General features: G+C 42.8%; 13 protein-coding genes. 2 read left to right on the forward strand and 11 right to left on the reverse strand.

Going from position 1 to position 16,641, the window contains the following annotated elements; genetic code table 11:
• Window positions 1–81: 81 nt before the first annotated feature.
• From fba to ftsH, 9 genes are all read right to left on the reverse strand, one after another.
• Window positions 82–948 (reverse strand): class II fructose-1,6-bisphosphate aldolase, encoded by an 867-nt coding sequence (gene fba / locus WMO43_RS10335; protein ID WP_177962949.1) that lies wholly within the window; start codon window positions 946–948, stop codon window positions 82–84.
• Between the two features lie 78 nt (window positions 949–1,026).
• A complete protein-coding gene (locus tag WMO43_RS10340; RefSeq protein WP_353531106.1) occupies window positions 1,027–1,917 on the reverse strand; it encodes a diacylglycerol/lipid kinase family protein in 891 nt (296 codons plus the stop codon).
• A gap of 8 nt (window positions 1,918–1,925) precedes the next feature.
• Window positions 1,926–2,792, reverse strand: a complete 867-nt coding sequence (gene whiA / locus WMO43_RS10345) for a DNA-binding protein WhiA (RefSeq protein ID WP_177962947.1) — start codon at window positions 2,790–2,792, stop codon at window positions 1,926–1,928.
• Between the two features lie 3 nt (window positions 2,793–2,795).
• On the reverse strand, window positions 2,796–3,671 hold the full coding sequence (gene rapZ, locus WMO43_RS10350) for an RNase adapter RapZ (protein WP_177962946.1): 876 nt from the start codon (window positions 3,669–3,671) through the stop codon (window positions 2,796–2,798).
• Window positions 3,668–4,585 carry a UDP-N-acetylmuramate dehydrogenase gene (murB, locus tag WMO43_RS10355; protein WP_353531107.1) on the reverse strand — a complete coding sequence of 306 codons (918 nt, stop codon included), beginning with the start codon at window positions 4,583–4,585 and terminating at the stop codon, window positions 3,668–3,670. Before murB ends, rapZ begins: the two co-directional genes overlap by 4 nt.
• A 10-nt stretch (window positions 4,586–4,595) precedes the next feature.
• Window positions 4,596–5,990, reverse strand: a complete 1,395-nt coding sequence (locus tag WMO43_RS10360) for an aminopeptidase (RefSeq protein ID WP_353531108.1) — start codon at window positions 5,988–5,990, stop codon at window positions 4,596–4,598.
• Window positions 5,991–6,021: 31 nt separating this feature from the next.
• Entirely contained in the window at window positions 6,022–6,963 is a 942-nt protein-coding gene (hprK, locus tag WMO43_RS10365) for an HPr(Ser) kinase/phosphatase (RefSeq protein ID WP_353531109.1), read from the reverse strand.
• A 67-nt stretch (window positions 6,964–7,030) separates the two neighbouring features.
• Window positions 7,031–8,938: an excinuclease ABC subunit UvrC gene (gene uvrC, locus WMO43_RS10370; RefSeq protein WP_353531110.1), complete on the reverse strand. Its 1,908-nt coding sequence runs from the start codon at window positions 8,936–8,938 to the stop codon at window positions 7,031–7,033.
• Entirely contained in the window at window positions 8,931–11,000 is a 2,070-nt protein-coding gene (ftsH, locus tag WMO43_RS10375; protein WP_353531111.1) for an ATP-dependent zinc metalloprotease FtsH, read from the reverse strand. The genes uvrC and ftsH overlap by 8 nt, the downstream gene beginning before the upstream one ends.
• Before the next feature lie 233 nt (window positions 11,001–11,233).
• Between ftsH and pyrG the strand changes: the two genes are divergently transcribed.
• Window positions 11,234–12,838 (forward strand): CTP synthase, encoded by a 1,605-nt coding sequence (pyrG, locus tag WMO43_RS10380; protein WP_177962940.1) that lies wholly within the window; start codon window positions 11,234–11,236, stop codon window positions 12,836–12,838.
• A 172-nt stretch (window positions 12,839–13,010) separates the two neighbouring features.
• Here the strand turns inward: pyrG and WMO43_RS10385 are convergent, their stop codons facing one another.
• Window positions 13,011–13,415, reverse strand: coding sequence for a hypothetical protein (locus tag WMO43_RS10385; RefSeq protein WP_177962939.1), 405 nt, complete (start codon window positions 13,413–13,415; stop codon window positions 13,011–13,013).
• Window positions 13,416–14,009: 594 nt separating this feature from the next.
• Here WMO43_RS10385 and WMO43_RS10390 point away from each other — a divergent pair.
• The gene (locus WMO43_RS10390) at window positions 14,010–14,576 is read left to right on the forward strand and encodes a glycerol-3-phosphate responsive antiterminator (protein WP_353531112.1); all 567 of its coding nucleotides are present in this window, start codon (window positions 14,010–14,012) and stop codon (window positions 14,574–14,576) included.
• Window positions 14,577–15,001: 425 nt separating this feature from the next.
• On the opposite strand, the gene WMO43_RS10395 is transcribed toward WMO43_RS10390, so the two are convergent.
• Complete coding sequence (locus WMO43_RS10395; RefSeq protein WP_353531113.1) at window positions 15,002–16,219, reverse strand: cation:proton antiporter; 1,218 nt, start codon at window positions 16,217–16,219, stop codon at window positions 15,002–15,004.
• Window positions 16,220–16,641: the final 422 nt, after the last annotated feature.

Genomic DNA, 16,641 nt, shown 5'->3' on the forward strand with positions numbered 1-16,641 from the left:
TTTTTATTTTTTCTCTTCTTCTCTGTTTTTTACAATTAATTCTGCTTTTTCTTTCTTTTTTTGTAAAATATAACAAAGAGCTTATTCTGCTTTTCCAATGGAGCCAAACATTTCCATCTTATCGCGGACAGTCTGTTTAATTGCCTCTGTACCCGGTTTTAATAACTTACGCGGGTCAAATCCTTTACCAACTAAGTCTTTTCCTTCTTCAATATACTTACGAACCTCAGCCGTAAATGCAAGCTGGCATTCTGTATTGACATTGATCTTACATACACCCATGTCGATGGATTTCTTTACCATATCCTCCGGGATTCCTGTACCACCATGAAGTACTAATGGGAGATGTCCTGTTGCCTTGCGGACTGCCTCTAAAGTCTCAAAGCTGAGTCCTGCCCAGTTCTCCGGATATTTTCCATGGATATTTCCGATTCCTGCTGCTAACAGGTCAATTCCTGTCTCTGCAATTTCTCTGCACTCTTCCGGATCTGCGCACTCACCTGCTGCAAGTTTTCCGTCCTCTTCTCCTCCGATCGCTCCTACCTCTGCTTCTACGGTAATCCCTTTTGCATGAGCCATCTCTACGATCTCTTTTGTCTTTTTCAAATTCTCTTCAATGGAATCATGGGAGCCGTCATACATGATAGAAGGGAATCCGGCTTCGATGCATTTGATGCAGGCATCGTAACCGCCGTGGTCTAAGTGAATGGAAACCGGTACTGTGATATTCAGTTCCTCTAACATTCCTTTTACCATTCCTACTACAGTCTTATAGCCACCCATATATTTTCCGGCACCTTCGGATACTCCCAAGATCACCGGTGAATTTAATTCCTGAGATACTTCTAATACTGCCTTCGTCCATTCCAGATTATTAATGTTAATCTGTGCTACCGCATAGTGTTCTTTCTCCGCTTTTTCAAGCATTTTCTTTGTTGATACTAACATACATCGCCCTCCATAATCTCATTTACATTTATAATTATAGTATACTGAAATTTTCGTTAAATTCAAGTATTCTATAGATTATTTCTCGTTTATCATAATGTCCACCGCTTTGCAGTGGTCCTTGATCTGCACCTCTTTGTGGTCACCGCCAAACTCTCCGTCAAGTGTCCACGGAATCTCTTCCTCGGAATAAAATTTTACGCTGTCTGCCCGGAAAGAATCGATCAGGTCCGTCTCATCCTTCAGATTCGTCAGACTGGCAATGATCGTATTCAGCTCGATAATATTTTTCGGCTTATGGATCAGTGTGACCTCAAACAGGCCATCGTCTAACTTCACATCTTTGCCTGTCATATTCTTAAATCCACCGACAGAAGTAGAGTTCGTGATCATTCCTAACAGGAAATCGCCCTCTATCTCATTTCCATCATATTCTACCCGCATATGATAGGTTTTAATTGTATAAAGTCTTTTTGCTCCTTCTAAGATATATGCCACATGACCGAGTGCATTTTTCAACTCCTGGCTGGTTGCATAAGATACATCCGTAAAAATCCCAAAAGCTGCAACATAGATAAAGTAGTCTCCGTTGAACTCTCCCACATCACATGAAAACGGCACTCCCAATACTGCAGTCTTTGCTGCCTGTATCATATCTTTTGGAATCTCCAGAGAATTGGCAAAATCGTTTGTACTTCCTGCCGGGATATAACCAAGCGGGGTACGCACTTCACTCTGCATCATTCCCGTAACTGCCTCATCCAAGGTTCCGTCACCGCCGCTGCACACGACAAGATCATAGTATTTTGCCTGTTCACGGACAACCTTCGTTGCATCTTCCCGTTCCTGTGTCGTATGCACCTGAACATGGTATCCTTCTTTTATCATGATATCTATAATATCTAACAGTTTATTCTTGATCTGACCCTTGCCAGAATGTCCATTGACTACAAAAAGTAACTTTTTCATCTCTTCCTCTATTTTCCTGCCATTCTTAAATCTTCTGCCATTGCCTCGATTTTTCGCAGACGATGGTTAACCCCTGATTTTCCAACCGGCGGTTCTAAATAAGTTCCCAATTCCTTCAGGGTTGCATCCGGGTACTCCAGACGCACATATGCGATTTCCCGAAGCTGCACCGGCAGATGTTCAAGTCCCACGGTCTTTTGCAGATAACGGATATCCTCTAACTGCCGTACCGCCGCAGACACTGTCTTATGTATATTTGCCGTCTCACAATTGACCTGTCGGTTCACGCTGTTACGCATTTCTTTCAAAATACGGATATTCTCAAACTTCATCATGGAAATCGGCGCTTCCATGATATTCAGCATATCTGAGATCTGTTCGCCCTCTTTCAGATATACCACATAATTCTTCTTTCGCTGTACCGTCTTAGCATCCATCCCAAAGCTGTTGATCATTTCCTGTAACTGCACTGCCTTTTGTTCACTGTCGCATACAATTTCAAAATGATAGGCTTTTTCCGGATCACTCATCGAACCTGATGTTAAAAACGCCCCCCGGATAAATGCTCTCTTACAGCAGGAATTTTGCAGATAACGGCTCTTTACCGTCAGATCTTCATGAAAAAGATTGCCTGTGATCTGCTCTTCCTCTACGTTCGTAATACATACTTTAATATTATATGTTTTTCTGACTAAAGTAAAGTATTTTCTAACCAGCTCTTCGTTCTCCGATTCAAAGGACAAAAAACGGTGTTCCCCCATTCCTGCCTTAATACCGGAAAAATTCAAAAAAGCCGCCAGCTCCGCCAACTGGCAATGACGGCTCTTGCTGACATGCTCTGTCAGTTCTTTTTTTACCTCACCGGAAAATGACATCTTCTATTTCCCTCTCAACGCATCTTTTCCTATATCCCTGTGCTCGATCTTGATCCCATAGCCGGAACATTCTTTCAACCGGTCATATAGTTCGTTTGCAAGTGTAACGGAGCGGTGCTTGCCACCCGTACAGCCAATACTGATGACTAACTGTGTCTTTCCTTCCGTCACATAGTTCGGGATCAGGAACTTGATCATATCTTCTAACTTGTCCAAAAATTCATGTGCCTCTTTGTACTGCATGACAAAGTCCTGTATCTCGATATCGTTTCCCGTCTTCTGACGGAGTCCTTCCACATAATATGGATTCGGCAGAAAACGCACATCGAATACCAGGTCTGAATCCGTCGGAATTCCATACTTGAACCCGAAGGACAGTACGGTAATATATAAGTTCCGGTAATCCTCGTCCCTTACAAAAATCCTCTCAAGCTCTGCCTTTAACTCTCTTTGCAGCAGACGGCTGGTATCGATGATATAATCTGCCTGCTCTTTTAAAAAAGCAAGTTTTTTACGTTCGAGTCCGATCCCTTTATCAATCCTTCCACCTCCGGCAAGCGGATGGCTTCTTCTCGTCTCTTTGTATCTTTTGACAAGAACCGAATCATCTGCCTCTAAGAACAGGATCTCAAAGCGAATACCCTTTTGGCGGATACGCTCTAAGACTCCCTCTAATTCACTCAGTGCATTGCTGTTACGGATATCGATACTGACTGCCACCTTTTCTAACTCATCCTCCGATTGCAGGGTAAAATCTACAAACTTTTCTACTAAGGGAATCGGAAGATTGTCAACACAGTAATATCCCATGTCTTCCATGATCTTGACTGCCGTACCTTTTCCTGCTCCTGACATTCCTGTTACAATGACTAATTTCATCTGAAATCCCCCACCATTTTTACTTCTGTTTCTAACTTTACACCAAACTGCCGGTATACTTCCTGCTGCACTTCCTGTATCAGCCGATAAACATCGGATGCGGTTGCCTTCTCTTTATTGATGACAAATCCACAGTGTTTTTCAGATACTGCTGCACCGCCGACCTGAAATCCACGCAGACCTGCATCCATGATCAGTTTTCCCGCAAAATACCCCTCCGGTCTTTTGAAGGTACTGCCTGCACTCGGATATTCTAAAGGCTGTTTCTCTACACGCTTTTCCTTTAACTCTTCCATTTTAGCACGGATCTGTTCCTGACTGCCTGCCTCTAAAGCGATCGTTACGCCCAACACCATGTAGTGTTCCTCAGTAATACTACTATGGCGGTAACTCATGTCCAGTTCGCCCGGAGTCAGTTCTTTCTCCTGTCCATCCGCGGTAAGTACCGTAACACTTTTTAAAATGTCTTTCATCTCGCCGCCGTAAGCACCTGCATTCATCACAACCGCTCCGCCAACACAGCCCGGAATTCCTGCTGCAAATTCCATCCCGGTCAGTCCTGCTTCCAGGGCTGCATGTGCGGTCTTAGAAAGCATTGCTCCTGCCTGTGCGTATATGGTGGTACCATCCACGGTAATCTCATCCATCTGTTTTCCAATCTCGATAACGACACCTGAAATGCCTTTGTCCGAAACTAAAAGATTACTGCCGTTCCCAATGATCAGGTATTCCTTTTGATATGTGAGACAGAGGCGGAGTACCTCCGCCACCTGTTCTTTTTTCGGACGGAGATAATACTCGGCCGGTCCACCCACCCGGAATGTGGTGTGATGTTTCATCGGTTCATCTTTTAAAATCTCATCCTCTGAGAGAATATTTTTTAAAGCCTCATCAAATATCTTTTCTGTTGTCATAATCTCCTGTCTATGCTTCCTTTAAGAATACTACATATCCACGGAATGCTTCATATAAATCCACTTTGCTGATAATCTCCCAAGGTGCATGCATATTTAATACTGCCACACCACTGTCGATGACCTGCATTCCATAGTTTGCAAGAATATAGGCAATGGTTCCACCGCCGCCCTGGTCTACTTTTCCAAGCTCTGAAGTCTGGTATGCAACTTCTTCTTTATCTAATACGGCTCTTAAATGTGCCATGTACTCTGCATTTGCATCGTTAGAGCCGGATTTTCCTCTTGCTCCGGTGTATTTATTAAATACCAGTCCTTTTCCGAAATATGCTACATTTTTCTTTTCGGATACGGATGGGTAATTCGGGTCAAATGCTGCACTGACATCGGAAGAAAGCACCTGTGAATTGCTTAATGCACGGCGCAGTGCCAACTCGGAATACTGACCGCAAAGCTCCATCACTTCTGCTACTGCATTTTCAAAGAAACGTGACTGCATACCGGTTGCACCGACACTTCCGATCTCTTCTTTATCGACTAACAGGCACACACTGGTCACTTCCGGTGTATCTACCTCCAGCATTGCACGGAAAGACGGATAAGCACACACACGGTCATCATGTCCGTAACCCATGACCATGGAACGGTCAAATCCATAATCTCTTGCAGCGCCTGCCGGTACGACTTCAATCTCTGCAGATAAGAAATCTTCCTCTTCTATATCATATTCTTTCAGCAGGATATTCAGTACATTTGCTTTGACAGTCTCTTTTACTTTGTCTTTTTCTTCTACGTCTGCCGGAATGCTTCCGATCAGGACATCCAGATTCTCCCCCTCGATGACCTTGGATGCTTTTTTCTCTAACTGGTCGCCTGCTAAGTGGATCAGTAAGTCGCTGACTCCGAATACCGGATCATTTTCCTTATCACCAATGCTGATGTTGACCACGGTTCCGTCTTTCTTTGCCACTACTCCGTGAAGTGCAAGCGGGAGTGTTACCCACTGATATTTCTTGACACCACCATAGTAATGTGTATCAAACATTGCCATTTCCGTATCTTCGTAAAGCGGTACCTGTTTTAAGTCCAATCTTGGAGAATCAATATGTGCACCTAAGATGTTCATGCCTTTTTCCAGCGACTCTTTACCGATGATGAACATGGCAATGGATTTTCCCATCTGATTTACATAAACTTTATCTCCCGGCTTCAGGCTCTTCTTTTCTTTGATGGCATCCTCTAATAACTGATAGCCTGCTTCTTTTGCTTTTGCCTCAAAAAAGCTCGTACATTCTCTCTCTGTCTTACATGCAGAAAGGAATTTGCGGTAATCCTCTGCAAAATCAAAAACCTGTGTTCTTTTTTCCCCTTCCGGATATTTCATCCAAGCATTTGTTTTTTCCATTTACTATTTACCTCTTTTCTTTTTATTTTTTCTATTCATCTTCTTCTGTCTTATTCAGATTCTCCTGTACACGCCGGTACAATTCCTGTGCAGCGTTATAACCCATCTTCTTCTGCCTGTGGTTTACGGCAGCCGATTCACAGATGACTGCAAGGTTTCTTCCCGGACGGATCGGGAGTGAATGACAGACTACCTGATTTCCTAAAATCTCTGTATATTCTTCCTCAAGTCCCAAACGGTCATACTCATTTTCTTTTTTCCAGTCCTCTAATTTGATGACCAGATCAATGTTCTGTTTTTCTTTGACCGCCTCTACACCAAACAATGTCTTGACATCAACGATTCCGATTCCCCTTAATTCAATAAAATGTCTGGTAATCGCCGGGGATGTTCCCACCAGTGTATGTTCATTGATCTTACGGATCTCTACGACATCATCCGTAACCAGACGATGACCGCGGCGGATCAGCTCCAATGCAGCTTCGCTCTTACCGATTCCGCTCTCTCCGGTGATTAGAAGTCCTTCGCCATACACATCGACCAGTACCCCATGGATCGTCACACATGGCGCCAATTCTTCACTCAGGCACAGGATCAGCTCTGCCATAAAAGAAGAGGTCGTACGGTGTGTTCCAAGCAGCGGCACATCTTTTTCTTCCGCAATCCGTAAAAAATCCTCATCCGGTTCAAAATCACGGCTGAAAATAATACACGGGATCTCCCTCTCTAACAGTGCATTATAGATTTCGATCCGTTTGTCCGGGTCCATCTGCTTTAAGAAACTGTATTCTACCATTCCGATGATCTGTACACGGTTCGGCTCAAAATACTCAAAATATCCGCTCAACTGCAATGCCGGCCGATTGACATCGGACAAGGTTACTTTATGTTTTTTTATATCTAATTCTTTTGTAAATACCTTCAGATCCAACAATTTTGCTAATTTTGATACACTTACACTTTTCTGGCTCATACGCTTCTCCTTTATCTACCGTTTTTCCCCATTACTCTATTCATCATATCATAGAAAAATCCCTGCTTCAACAATCCGGTGCCTCTTTTGAGGAAGAGTTTTGTAAATCTTCTTCCTGATCTTCCTTATGAAAAAACTCATAGACCGATCTGGCACTTCTTGCATCCATGCTGTCTATTCCTGCAAGGGTCTCCTCCGAGGCATTTCTGACCTCTTCTATCGAATCAAAATATTTCATCAACGCTTTTCGTCTGGTCGCCCCAATCCCCGGAATGTCATCTAAGATTGAATGTACCTGACTCTTACTTCGCAGGGAGCGGTGGTATTCAATGGCAAATCGATGGGCTTCATCCTGAATTCTTGTGATGAGTTTGAAGCCTTCGCTGTCCCTTGCGATCGGGATCTCTTTATTTTGAAAATACAGACCTCTGGTGCGGTGGTGGTCATCTTTTACCATTCCACAGACCGGAATGGACAGCCCCAGTTCCTCTAACACCGTCAGGGCAATATTGACCTGTCCTTTTCCACCGTCCATCATCAAAAGATCCGGAAAACGGCTGAATTTTCCAAGTTCCTGTTCCCGTCCTTCTAACTCCTTCTGTTCCTCTAAACCATGCCGGAAACGTCTGGTCAGCACCTCATGCATCGATGCATAATCGTCCGGTCCGGATACACTCTTTAATTTGAATTTGCGGTAATCACTCCGTTTTGGTCTACCCCCTTCATAGACCACCATAGAACCTACGGTTTCAAATCCGTTGATATTGGAAATATCATAAGCCTCTACCCTTCGGATTCCATCCAGTTCTAACAGCCCTGCGATTTCTTTTAATGCTCCGATCGTTCTTCCTTCTTCTCTCTTGATACGCTCTTTGTCCTGACTTAATACCATCCGGGCATTTTTCTTCGCAAGCTCTACCAGTCGTTCCTTCGTTCCTTTTTTCGGTACCCGCAGATACACTTTCTGGCCTTTTCGCTTTGCCAGCCATTCCGAGATCACCTCTTCTTCTTCGATCTCGCTTTGCAGCACGATCTCTCTTGGAATATAAGGCGTTCCCGCATAAAACTGCTTGACAAAAGAGGTCAGGATTCCCTGTTCTTCTTCCCCGTCTGCAATCCGCAGATAAAAGTGATCTCTTCCAATCAGCTTGCCGGAACGGATAAAGAACACCTGAACCACGGCATCCCGTTCATCTCTTGCTAATGCAATGATATCCTTATCTTCGCCATCGGTATTTGTGATCTTCTGTTTCTGTGCCACTGCCCGCACACTTCCTAACAGTTCCCGATACTCAATCGCTTTTTCAAAATTCATCTCATCCGAAGCCTGCTGCATCTTACTTTCGAGCTCCGTGATGATCTCCTTATAATTTCCATTCAGAAAATCCATCACTTTTCGGATGTTTTTTGCATATTCCTCTTTGGTGACATACCCCTGGCATGGTGCCTGGCACTGATGGATATGATAGTTCAGACACGGACGCTCTTTTCCGATATCCCGTGGCAGCTTACGGTTGCAGGTGCGCACCTGATAGAGCTTGTGGAGCAGATCTATGGTGTCCTTGACTGCCCCGGCACTGGTGTAAGGTCCGAAATACCGTGACTTATCTTTTTTCATCTGACGACAAAAGAGGACCCTGGGATATTCTTCTCCCAGCGTCACTCTGATATACGGATAAGTCTTATCATCTCGGAGCATCGTATTGTACTTTGGACGATGCTCCTTTATTAAATTACACTCTAAGATCAGCGCTTCTAATTCTGAGTCCGTAACAATATATTCAAACCGTGCGATCTGCTGCACCATATGATCTTTTTTGATCCCTTCATTATGGCTTGGTCTGAAATACTGTCTGACACGATTTCGCAGTTTGATCGCTTTTCCAACATAGATGATGGCATCGTTTGCATCATGCATGATATAGACTCCCGGCTTTTCCGGCAGTTTTTTTAATTCTTCCTCAAAATCAAACATCGGTCTCCTGTTCAAAATCCTCTTCCCTGGAATTCTCTTTATTTGGATCTTCTTCCTCTGACTCTTCTTTTTCCGAAGTTGCCTTATTCAGATCTACTCTGTGAGTTGCTTCTTCTCCAACCCGGAAATCTACGGAAGAACCCTGTTTTGCCACATTCTCTTCCTCCGGCTCCGGGATTCCTTTCAATTCGCGGTAAATCTTCATAAATTCTTTTCCTGTAATATTCTCTTTCTCATAAAGATGTGCTGCAATCTTATCGAGTACCTCCCGATTTTCTGAAAGAAGCTGTTTTGCTTTCTCATAGCTTTCCTTCAACATCTTCATGACTTCTTTATCAATCTCGGCTGCGGTCTCTTCACCACAGTTCAGTCTTGCTTCTCCGTCTAGATACTGGCTCTCTACCGTTGCAAGTCCCATCAGTCCGAACCGCTCTGACATTCCGTACTGTGCTACCATGGCACGGGCAATTCTTGTTGCCTGTTCAATATCATTTGACGCTCCGGTTGTTACAGAATGAAATACGATCTCTTCTGCTGCACGTCCTGCCATAAAGGTTACTAAATCTTCTTCTAATTCCTCTTTAGATTTTAAGAATTTTTCTTCCTCCGGCACCTGCATCACATAACCAAGTGCTCCGTGGGTACGCGGTACAATTGTAATCTTCTGTACCGGCTCTGTATTTTTCTGCAATGCAGTCACTAACGCATGACCAACCTCGTGATATGCTACGATCTTCTTTTCCTTCGGTCCCATAATGCGGTCTTTTTTCTCTTTTCCTGCAATGACCACTTCTACCGATTCAAACAGATCCGCCTGGCTGACATATTTTCTGCCATGCTTTACGGCATTAATCGCTGCTTCATTGATCATATTTGCCAGATCGGAACCGACCGCTCCTGAGGTTGCCAATGCGATCGCATTCAGATCTACGGTCTCATCCATCAGGACATCTTTGGCATGCACCTGAAGGATTGCCTCTCTTCCTTTTAAATCCGGTTTATCTACAATGATCCGTCTGTCAAAACGTCCCGGACGAAGTAATGCCTTGTCCAATACTTCCGGACGGTTGGTTGCTGCTAAAATCAGCAGTCCCTTGGATGCATCAAAACCATCCATCTCTGAAAGTAACTGGTTCAGCGTCTGCTCTCTCTCATCGTTTCCGCCATAACGGGCATCTCTGCTCTTTCCGATGGCATCGATCTCATCAATAAAAATAATACATGGTGCCTGCTTCTGTGCCTCTTTGAAAAGATCACGCACTCTGGATGCACCGACACCGACAAACATCTCTACAAAACTGGAACCTGCCAATGAGAAAAACGGTACATTTGCCTCGCCCGCAACGGCTTTTGCAAGTAACGTCTTACCGGTACCCGGAGGGCCTACTAACAACGCTCCTTTTGGCAGCTTCGCACCAATCTCTGTATAACGTTTCGGATTGTGCAGGAAATCCACGACTTCCTGTAACGACTCTTTGGCTTCATCTTCTCCTGCAACATCTTTAAAGGTAACTCCGGTCTGTTTTTCCACATAGACCTTGGCATTGCTCTTACCAACGCCCATTACTCCGCCGCCGCCCATCCGGCGCATTAAGAATCCAAGCAGTACCCATACCAGTACTAACGGGATCACAAAACTTAAAATATTATAAATCCATACGGAGGTATTATCCGGGATCGTTCCTTTGATATTGACATCGTGTTTTTCCAAAGTCTTTAACAGATCCGGATTTTCCACGATTCCTGTGTAATAGGTCTTTTGGATCGTAGTAAGACCGTTATTTACCTTTGTGTCTTTTTTCTCCTCTTTCGGAGTGATCTTGATCTCTGACGAACCGATCTCGACACTCTCTACCTTGTCCTCTTCCACCATTTTCAAAAACCGGGAATAGGTAATCTCCTCACTCGACATCTGATCCATCTTGCTGTTCACATAGCTCATAATAAACAGCATTACCAGTGAAACCAGTAAAAACGCTAAAAACATCTGCCCGTTTTTGTTGTTCCGATTATTATTGTTATTATTATTGTTGTTATTTCCGTTCATCTGATTGTTATCCATGCTCTCCTCCATGCTGCATCATAGTTCTTGCAGTATCGTACTTATTATATGTTTCTTTTCTATTAAAATCAATACGAATATCGTGAACTTTTCTTGTCCTTTCTAAAGTTTTTCTAAACTTTTTTGATTTCTTTTTCTAAAATTGTGGATTTCTTTTTTCTCTAGTTGTATAATATATGAGTTATTTTAAATTCAGGAAACATTTATATATAATTTTTAAGGAGGAAACACCTATGCCTGTAAAATATGTCTTTGTCACCGGAGGAGTTGTTTCGGGACTCGGAAAAGGCATTACTGCCGCATCTCTCGGCCGTCTTTTAAAAGCCAGAGGTTTTAAGGTAACAATGCAGAAATTTGACCCTTATATCAATATTGATCCGGGCACGATGAACCCAATCCAACATGGAGAGGTTTTTGTAACAGATGACGGTGCAGAAACTGATTTAGACTTAGGTCACTATGAACGTTTTATTGATGAGAGCTTGAGCAAAAATTCCAACGTTACAACCGGTAAAGTATACTGGTCTGTACTTCAGAAAGAACGCCGCGGCGATTTTGGCGGAGGTACTGTTCAGGTAATTCCTCATATCACAAATGAGATTAAGAGCCGTTTTTACCGCAATTTTACCTCTGAAGATACACATATTGCGATCATCGAGGTCGGTGGTACGGTTGGAGATATTGAAAGTCAGCCTTTCTTAGAGTCCATTCGCCAGTTCCAGCATGAGGTCGGACATGAAAATGCCATGCTGATCCATGTTACACTGATTCCTTATATTAAGGCATCCGGCGAATTAAAAACAAAACCGACACAGGCAAGTGTAAAAGAATTACAGGGAATGGGTATCCAGCCGGATATCATCGTCTGCCGTTCCGAGCAGCCGTTAGACCAGGGGATCAAAGATAAGATCGCTCTTTTCTGTAACGTACCAAACGATCATGTATTACAGAATCTGGATGTGGAATATTTATATGAAGCTCCGCTTGCAATGGAAGAAGAGCATCTTGCACAGGTTACCTGTAAATGCTTAAATCTGGAATGTCCAACACCGGACTTAACCGATTGGAAAGATATGGTCAATGCCCTGCGTCATCCGAATAAGGAAGTAGACATTGCACTGGTCGGAAAATATATTCAGCTCCACGATGCTTACCTCTCTGTTGTGGAAGCATTAAAACACGGCGGTATTGCAGAACGTGCAACGGTCAACATCCACTGGGTGGATTCTGAAGAACTGAACGAAGAAAATGTGGACGAGGTATTAGGCTCTATGCAGGGTATCCTGGTTCCTGGCGGTTTCGGCAGCCGTGGTGTAGAAGGAAAAATCCTTGCAGCAAAATATGCCCGTGAGAACAAAATCCCATATCTTGGTCTCTGCCTTGGTATGCAGGTTGCAATTATTGAGTTTGCCCGTAATGTCTGTGGTTTCCATGATGCACACAGCATCGAGTTAGACCCGAACACTACTCATCCGGTTATTGCATTGATGCCGGATCAGGACGGTGTAGAGGATATCGGTGGTACTTTAAGACTTGGCGCATATCCTTGTGAACTGGACAAGGATTCCAAAGCCCACGCTGTTTACGGCGAGTCCACCATCCACGAAAGACATCGTCACCGTTACGAAGTCAACAATGATTACCGCAATGCACTGACAGAAAAAGGATTGAACCTCTGTGGTCTTTCTCCTGATGGAAGGATTGTGGAAATGATCGAGATTTCCGATCATCCATGGTTCATTGCTACACAGGCTCATCCGGAGTTCAAGTCCAGACCGAACAGACCGCATCCGTTATTCAAAGGATTTGTGGAAGCTGCCTGCAAATGTGAGCGTTAATTTCATGTAAGTTAATTACAGAAATGCTTTTATAAAAAAATATAGAAAAAGTCCCATGTGGTTCATACAGATTAAAATGTCATACTCTGAAATCTGTACGGACCGCATGGGACTTCTTTTTTTATTATTTACTATGGATCTCAAAAAATCCTATGTAACTATGCATTATTTATTATTCATCATTGTCTAAGAAACGCATCTTGTTCTTCTCAAGGTCGTTTCCTGCATACTCGTATTTAGAACTATTCATAATTTTCAGACACCGGCTGCAAAGTGTTCCGAAGGTAACTTTTGCTCCACATCTTGCACAACGGATGGATACCAATGCCCGCTTATCTCCATCTTCCTTATACTCAATCCTTCCTTCTTTGATCCACGCCTTCACTTTCTTTTGCGGGATTCCAAAATGCTCGGCTACCTGCATTTCCGTGACATCATTTTTACGAATGTAATCTCTGACCTTATCAAACAGTTGGTTCTCCTCACATGTCGGGCAAAGCTCTGCTTCGTAGGTCGGTGAAAGCACTCTTCCACAATTCTTACAATATCTGTACGCGCCTTTATCCTCTTCTGTCATATATCTTCACCGTCCCTCTTACTTACTTCTCTTCTATGTTATCTGCAATGGATTCTATTGTCAAGATATTGTCTATATTCAGGTAAAAAAATTGGAATGTTTTTCATTTTATACAATATCGGCTCTTGCATTTTCCATATTTAGGTGTTATACTTACCGCAGTAAATAAATAATGTAAGCCACAGAGACGAATGAGCAAGGTAAAAAAGATGCGAGAGCATCCTTATTTTCCTGCTCTTTTTTTGTATCTTGGTATGTAACTTCTGTCAATTTCCCTACCCAATATTGATAGAATCTACATAGATTTGACGGCGATGCCGTCAACCCATTTCCAAATTCGCTTGCAGCAAATGACTTCGTAATATATACAGACTACCCGGTCTGTTGCTCATGAGGGGAGCTATTAAGAATATAGGCTGCAAACATATGGATTTCTCCCATCTGCATCCGGACATACCCCGCCGGATGCAGATTAATCCAACCCAATCCAAAAACTGAATAATTCTTTTCATTTTTCACTATTTCATATATAATGAAGGATAGGATGCCGGATGGCATACTGTCCTTTTATTTTTTTATACAAGGAGGTACTTTATGCATTCTGAATTTATGGAAGCCTTAGAAAACTCTCCTGTCATCGCCGCCGTGAAGGATGATGACGGATTAAAAAAATGTTTAGAAACCGATAGTTCCATTGTGTTTATTCTCTATGGCGATATCTGCAATATTCCTCAGATCGTAAAAACAGTCAAATCTGCCGGGAAGATTGCCATGGTGCATGTGGATCTGATCCACGGACTCAGCCCGAAAGAGATCGCCATTGATTTTATCCACCAATATACAAAAGCTGATGGTATTATTTCCACAAAGGCTCTGCTGATCAAACGTGCCAGCGAGCTTGATCTGTATACGATTCACCGTTTTTTTGTGATCGATTCCATGGCATACGAAAGTATTTTTAAAACCATGCGTACCGGAAAACCGGACTGTATCGAGATTCTTCCTGCACTTATGCCAAAGGTCATTCAAAAGCTCTGCAAATCCTCGCCGATCCCGGTCATTGCCGGCGGTATGGTTTCAGAAAAAGAAGACATTATGGCTCTTTTACAGGCAGGTGCCGTTTCCGTCTCATCGACCAATCAGGAGACCTGGTTTATCTGATATAATCAGGGGGTTCAAAAGGCGACTCACAACTTAGTGGCTGGCAACTTGCACAAAACCGGGACTGCTTTTGTGACTTTGGGAGAAAATTAGTAAATCTTAGTCTGGCTATTCATGTATAGTGTTTTGCTGCCATGGACGGCAGCAAAAGTCTTAGCACCCCATGGACGGGGTGTTTAAGACGTACGCGTCACTCCATCACAGCCTGACGCAGGCAGACTTAGATTTTCTTATTTTCGTACAACGGAACAAAACAGACCCGGATTTGTGCAAGTTGCCAATCAAAAAAACTTGAAATCGTCTTTCGACACTCTGATCCTATAGAGCAAAAAACCGCCATCGGTTCCACTCAGGTTCCAATGACGGTTTTCTTTTTCTCTATCTTTTAAATACTGCCCTCTTATGTATTTCTCTGCCGGAAGATTCTAAATCCCTGCACCCTCTGCCGGAGCTGCCGGTGTATCCTGCGGTTTTTCTCCCTTAAATACCATACTTAAGAGAATTGGGGTGATCAGGGTTGTAACAATAACCACCAATACGATCGGTGCAAATAAGTCATCGCTTAACATGCCTGCCTGATAACCTTTCTGTGCCACGATCAAGGCAACCTCACCACGGGAGATCATGCCGACACCAATCCGCAATGCTTCTTTATTGGTACACTTGCATATTTTAGCACCCAGACCGCATCCCACAACTTTTGACAAAATAGCAATGACTAACAGGATGATGGAAAACAGGATCATGCTGCCGTTCAAACCATCTAAGTTGGTCTTCATTCCGATACTTGCAAAGAATACCGGTGAGAAGATTAAGTACGCAGGTATCTCAACTCTTCGATTGACATAAGTTTCGATCTTCATAGAGCAAAGCATCAGTCCTGCAAAATATGCACCTGTAATATCTGCGATTCCAAAGAACTCTTCGGATACATATGCCATTAAGAAACAGAATGCCAATGCAAGGATTGCAGTTCTTCTCAATCGATCCTGTGACTCTAAGAATGGTTTCAGTTTTGCCAGTACAAACCAGATGACTGCGATCACAACAAAGTAAAGTGCAATCTTACCAAATACGGTTGCCGGATTGACACTGGTATCTTCTAAACTGGTTACGATTGTCAATACGATGATACCAAGGATATCGTCAATAATCGCTGCTCCTAAGATCGTAGAGCCGACCTTTCCTTTTAAATGTCCTAACTCTCGCAGCGTCTCGACCGTGATACTAACCGAGGTTGCCGTCAGCACCGTTCCGACAAATACTGCTTTCATACACTCATGAAAACTTGATACATCTACATGGAAGTATAATGCATATGCAATAAATCCTCCTGCTAACGGAACGATAACTCCACACATTGCAACAATAAAGGAAGCTACACCGTTTGCCTTTAATTCCGATAAATCGGTCTCAAGTCCTGCACAGAACATCAGTAAGATAACACCGATCTCTGCCATGTATGCTAAGAAATTTCCATCACTCTCCATCTGTACCAGATTCAATACGGATGGTCCTAAGATAACGCCCGCCACCAAAGCACCTACAACCTGTGGCATCTTAACTTTTTTAGAAAAAATACCCAGTACTTTTGTGGAAACTAAAATAATCGCCAGAAACAGCAAAAAATTAAATGATTCCATATTGCTATTCACTCCTTTTTATTTTCTTAATTACAGTCATGCAACTTCCCCGATATAAGCCTATATCTTCATGCGTTGACTTTTCTGTTACATATAATACTCTCATTTGTTAAAAAAAGCCACCTAAATTTTATAAACATTTTTTAAGATTTTAATAGATTTTATTGTGAAAATTTACGAATTTTTACAATAAACACAGGGATTTTGCGGATTTTAAGGGTGGTGCTAAAAGAATGTTAAGATTTTAACAAATTTGATAAAATGTACAAATAAAATCCAAAGATAAACTCTGATAAATCCTGATAAACTGGGAAAAGTCCTTAGGGCTTGCGGTTCCTAAGGACTTTCCGAGGAGTTTAGTTATGAAAATGTTAATCTATATATAAGGTAATTGCTGCCTCATTCATTTGATGTTTTCATTA

Source organism: Maccoyibacter intestinihominis, from assembly GCF_040096355.1.
Taxonomy (GTDB): Bacteria; Bacillota; Clostridia; order Lachnospirales; family Lachnospiraceae; genus Maccoyibacter; species Maccoyibacter intestinihominis.

Coding starts and splice junctions, on each gene's coding strand:
- fba (WP_177962949.1), bottom strand. CDS start 948: ATGTTAGTATCAACAAAGAAAATGCTTGAAAAAGCGGAGAAAGAACAC.
- WMO43_RS10340 (WP_353531106.1), bottom strand. CDS start 1,917: ATGAAAAAGTTACTTTTTGTAGTCAATGGACATTCTGGCAAGGGTCAG.
- whiA (WP_177962947.1), bottom strand. CDS start 2,792: ATGTCATTTTCCGGTGAGGTAAAAAAAGAACTGACAGAGCATGTCAGC.
- rapZ (WP_177962946.1), bottom strand. CDS start 3,671: ATGAAATTAGTCATTGTAACAGGAATGTCAGGAGCAGGAAAAGGTACG.
- murB (WP_353531107.1), bottom strand. CDS start 4,585: ATGACAACAGAAAAGATATTTGATGAGGCTTTAAAAAATATTCTCTCA.
- WMO43_RS10360 (WP_353531108.1), bottom strand. CDS start 5,990: ATGGAAAAAACAAATGCTTGGATGAAATATCCGGAAGGGGAAAAAAGA.
- hprK (WP_353531109.1), bottom strand. CDS start 6,963: ATGAGCCAGAAAAGTGTAAGTGTATCAAAATTAGCAAAATTGTTGGAT.
- uvrC (WP_353531110.1), bottom strand. CDS start 8,938: ATGTTTGATTTTGAGGAAGAATTAAAAAAACTGCCGGAAAAGCCGGGA.
- ftsH (WP_353531111.1), bottom strand. CDS start 11,000: ATGGATAACAATCAGATGAACGGAAATAACAACAATAATAATAACAAT.
- pyrG (WP_177962940.1), top strand. CDS start 11,234: ATGCCTGTAAAATATGTCTTTGTCACCGGAGGAGTTGTTTCGGGACTC.
- WMO43_RS10385 (WP_177962939.1), bottom strand. CDS start 13,415: ATGACAGAAGAGGATAAAGGCGCGTACAGATATTGTAAGAATTGTGGA.
- WMO43_RS10390 (WP_353531112.1), top strand. CDS start 14,010: ATGCATTCTGAATTTATGGAAGCCTTAGAAAACTCTCCTGTCATCGCC.
- WMO43_RS10395 (WP_353531113.1), bottom strand. CDS start 16,219: ATGGAATCATTTAATTTTTTGCTGTTTCTGGCGATTATTTTAGTTTCC.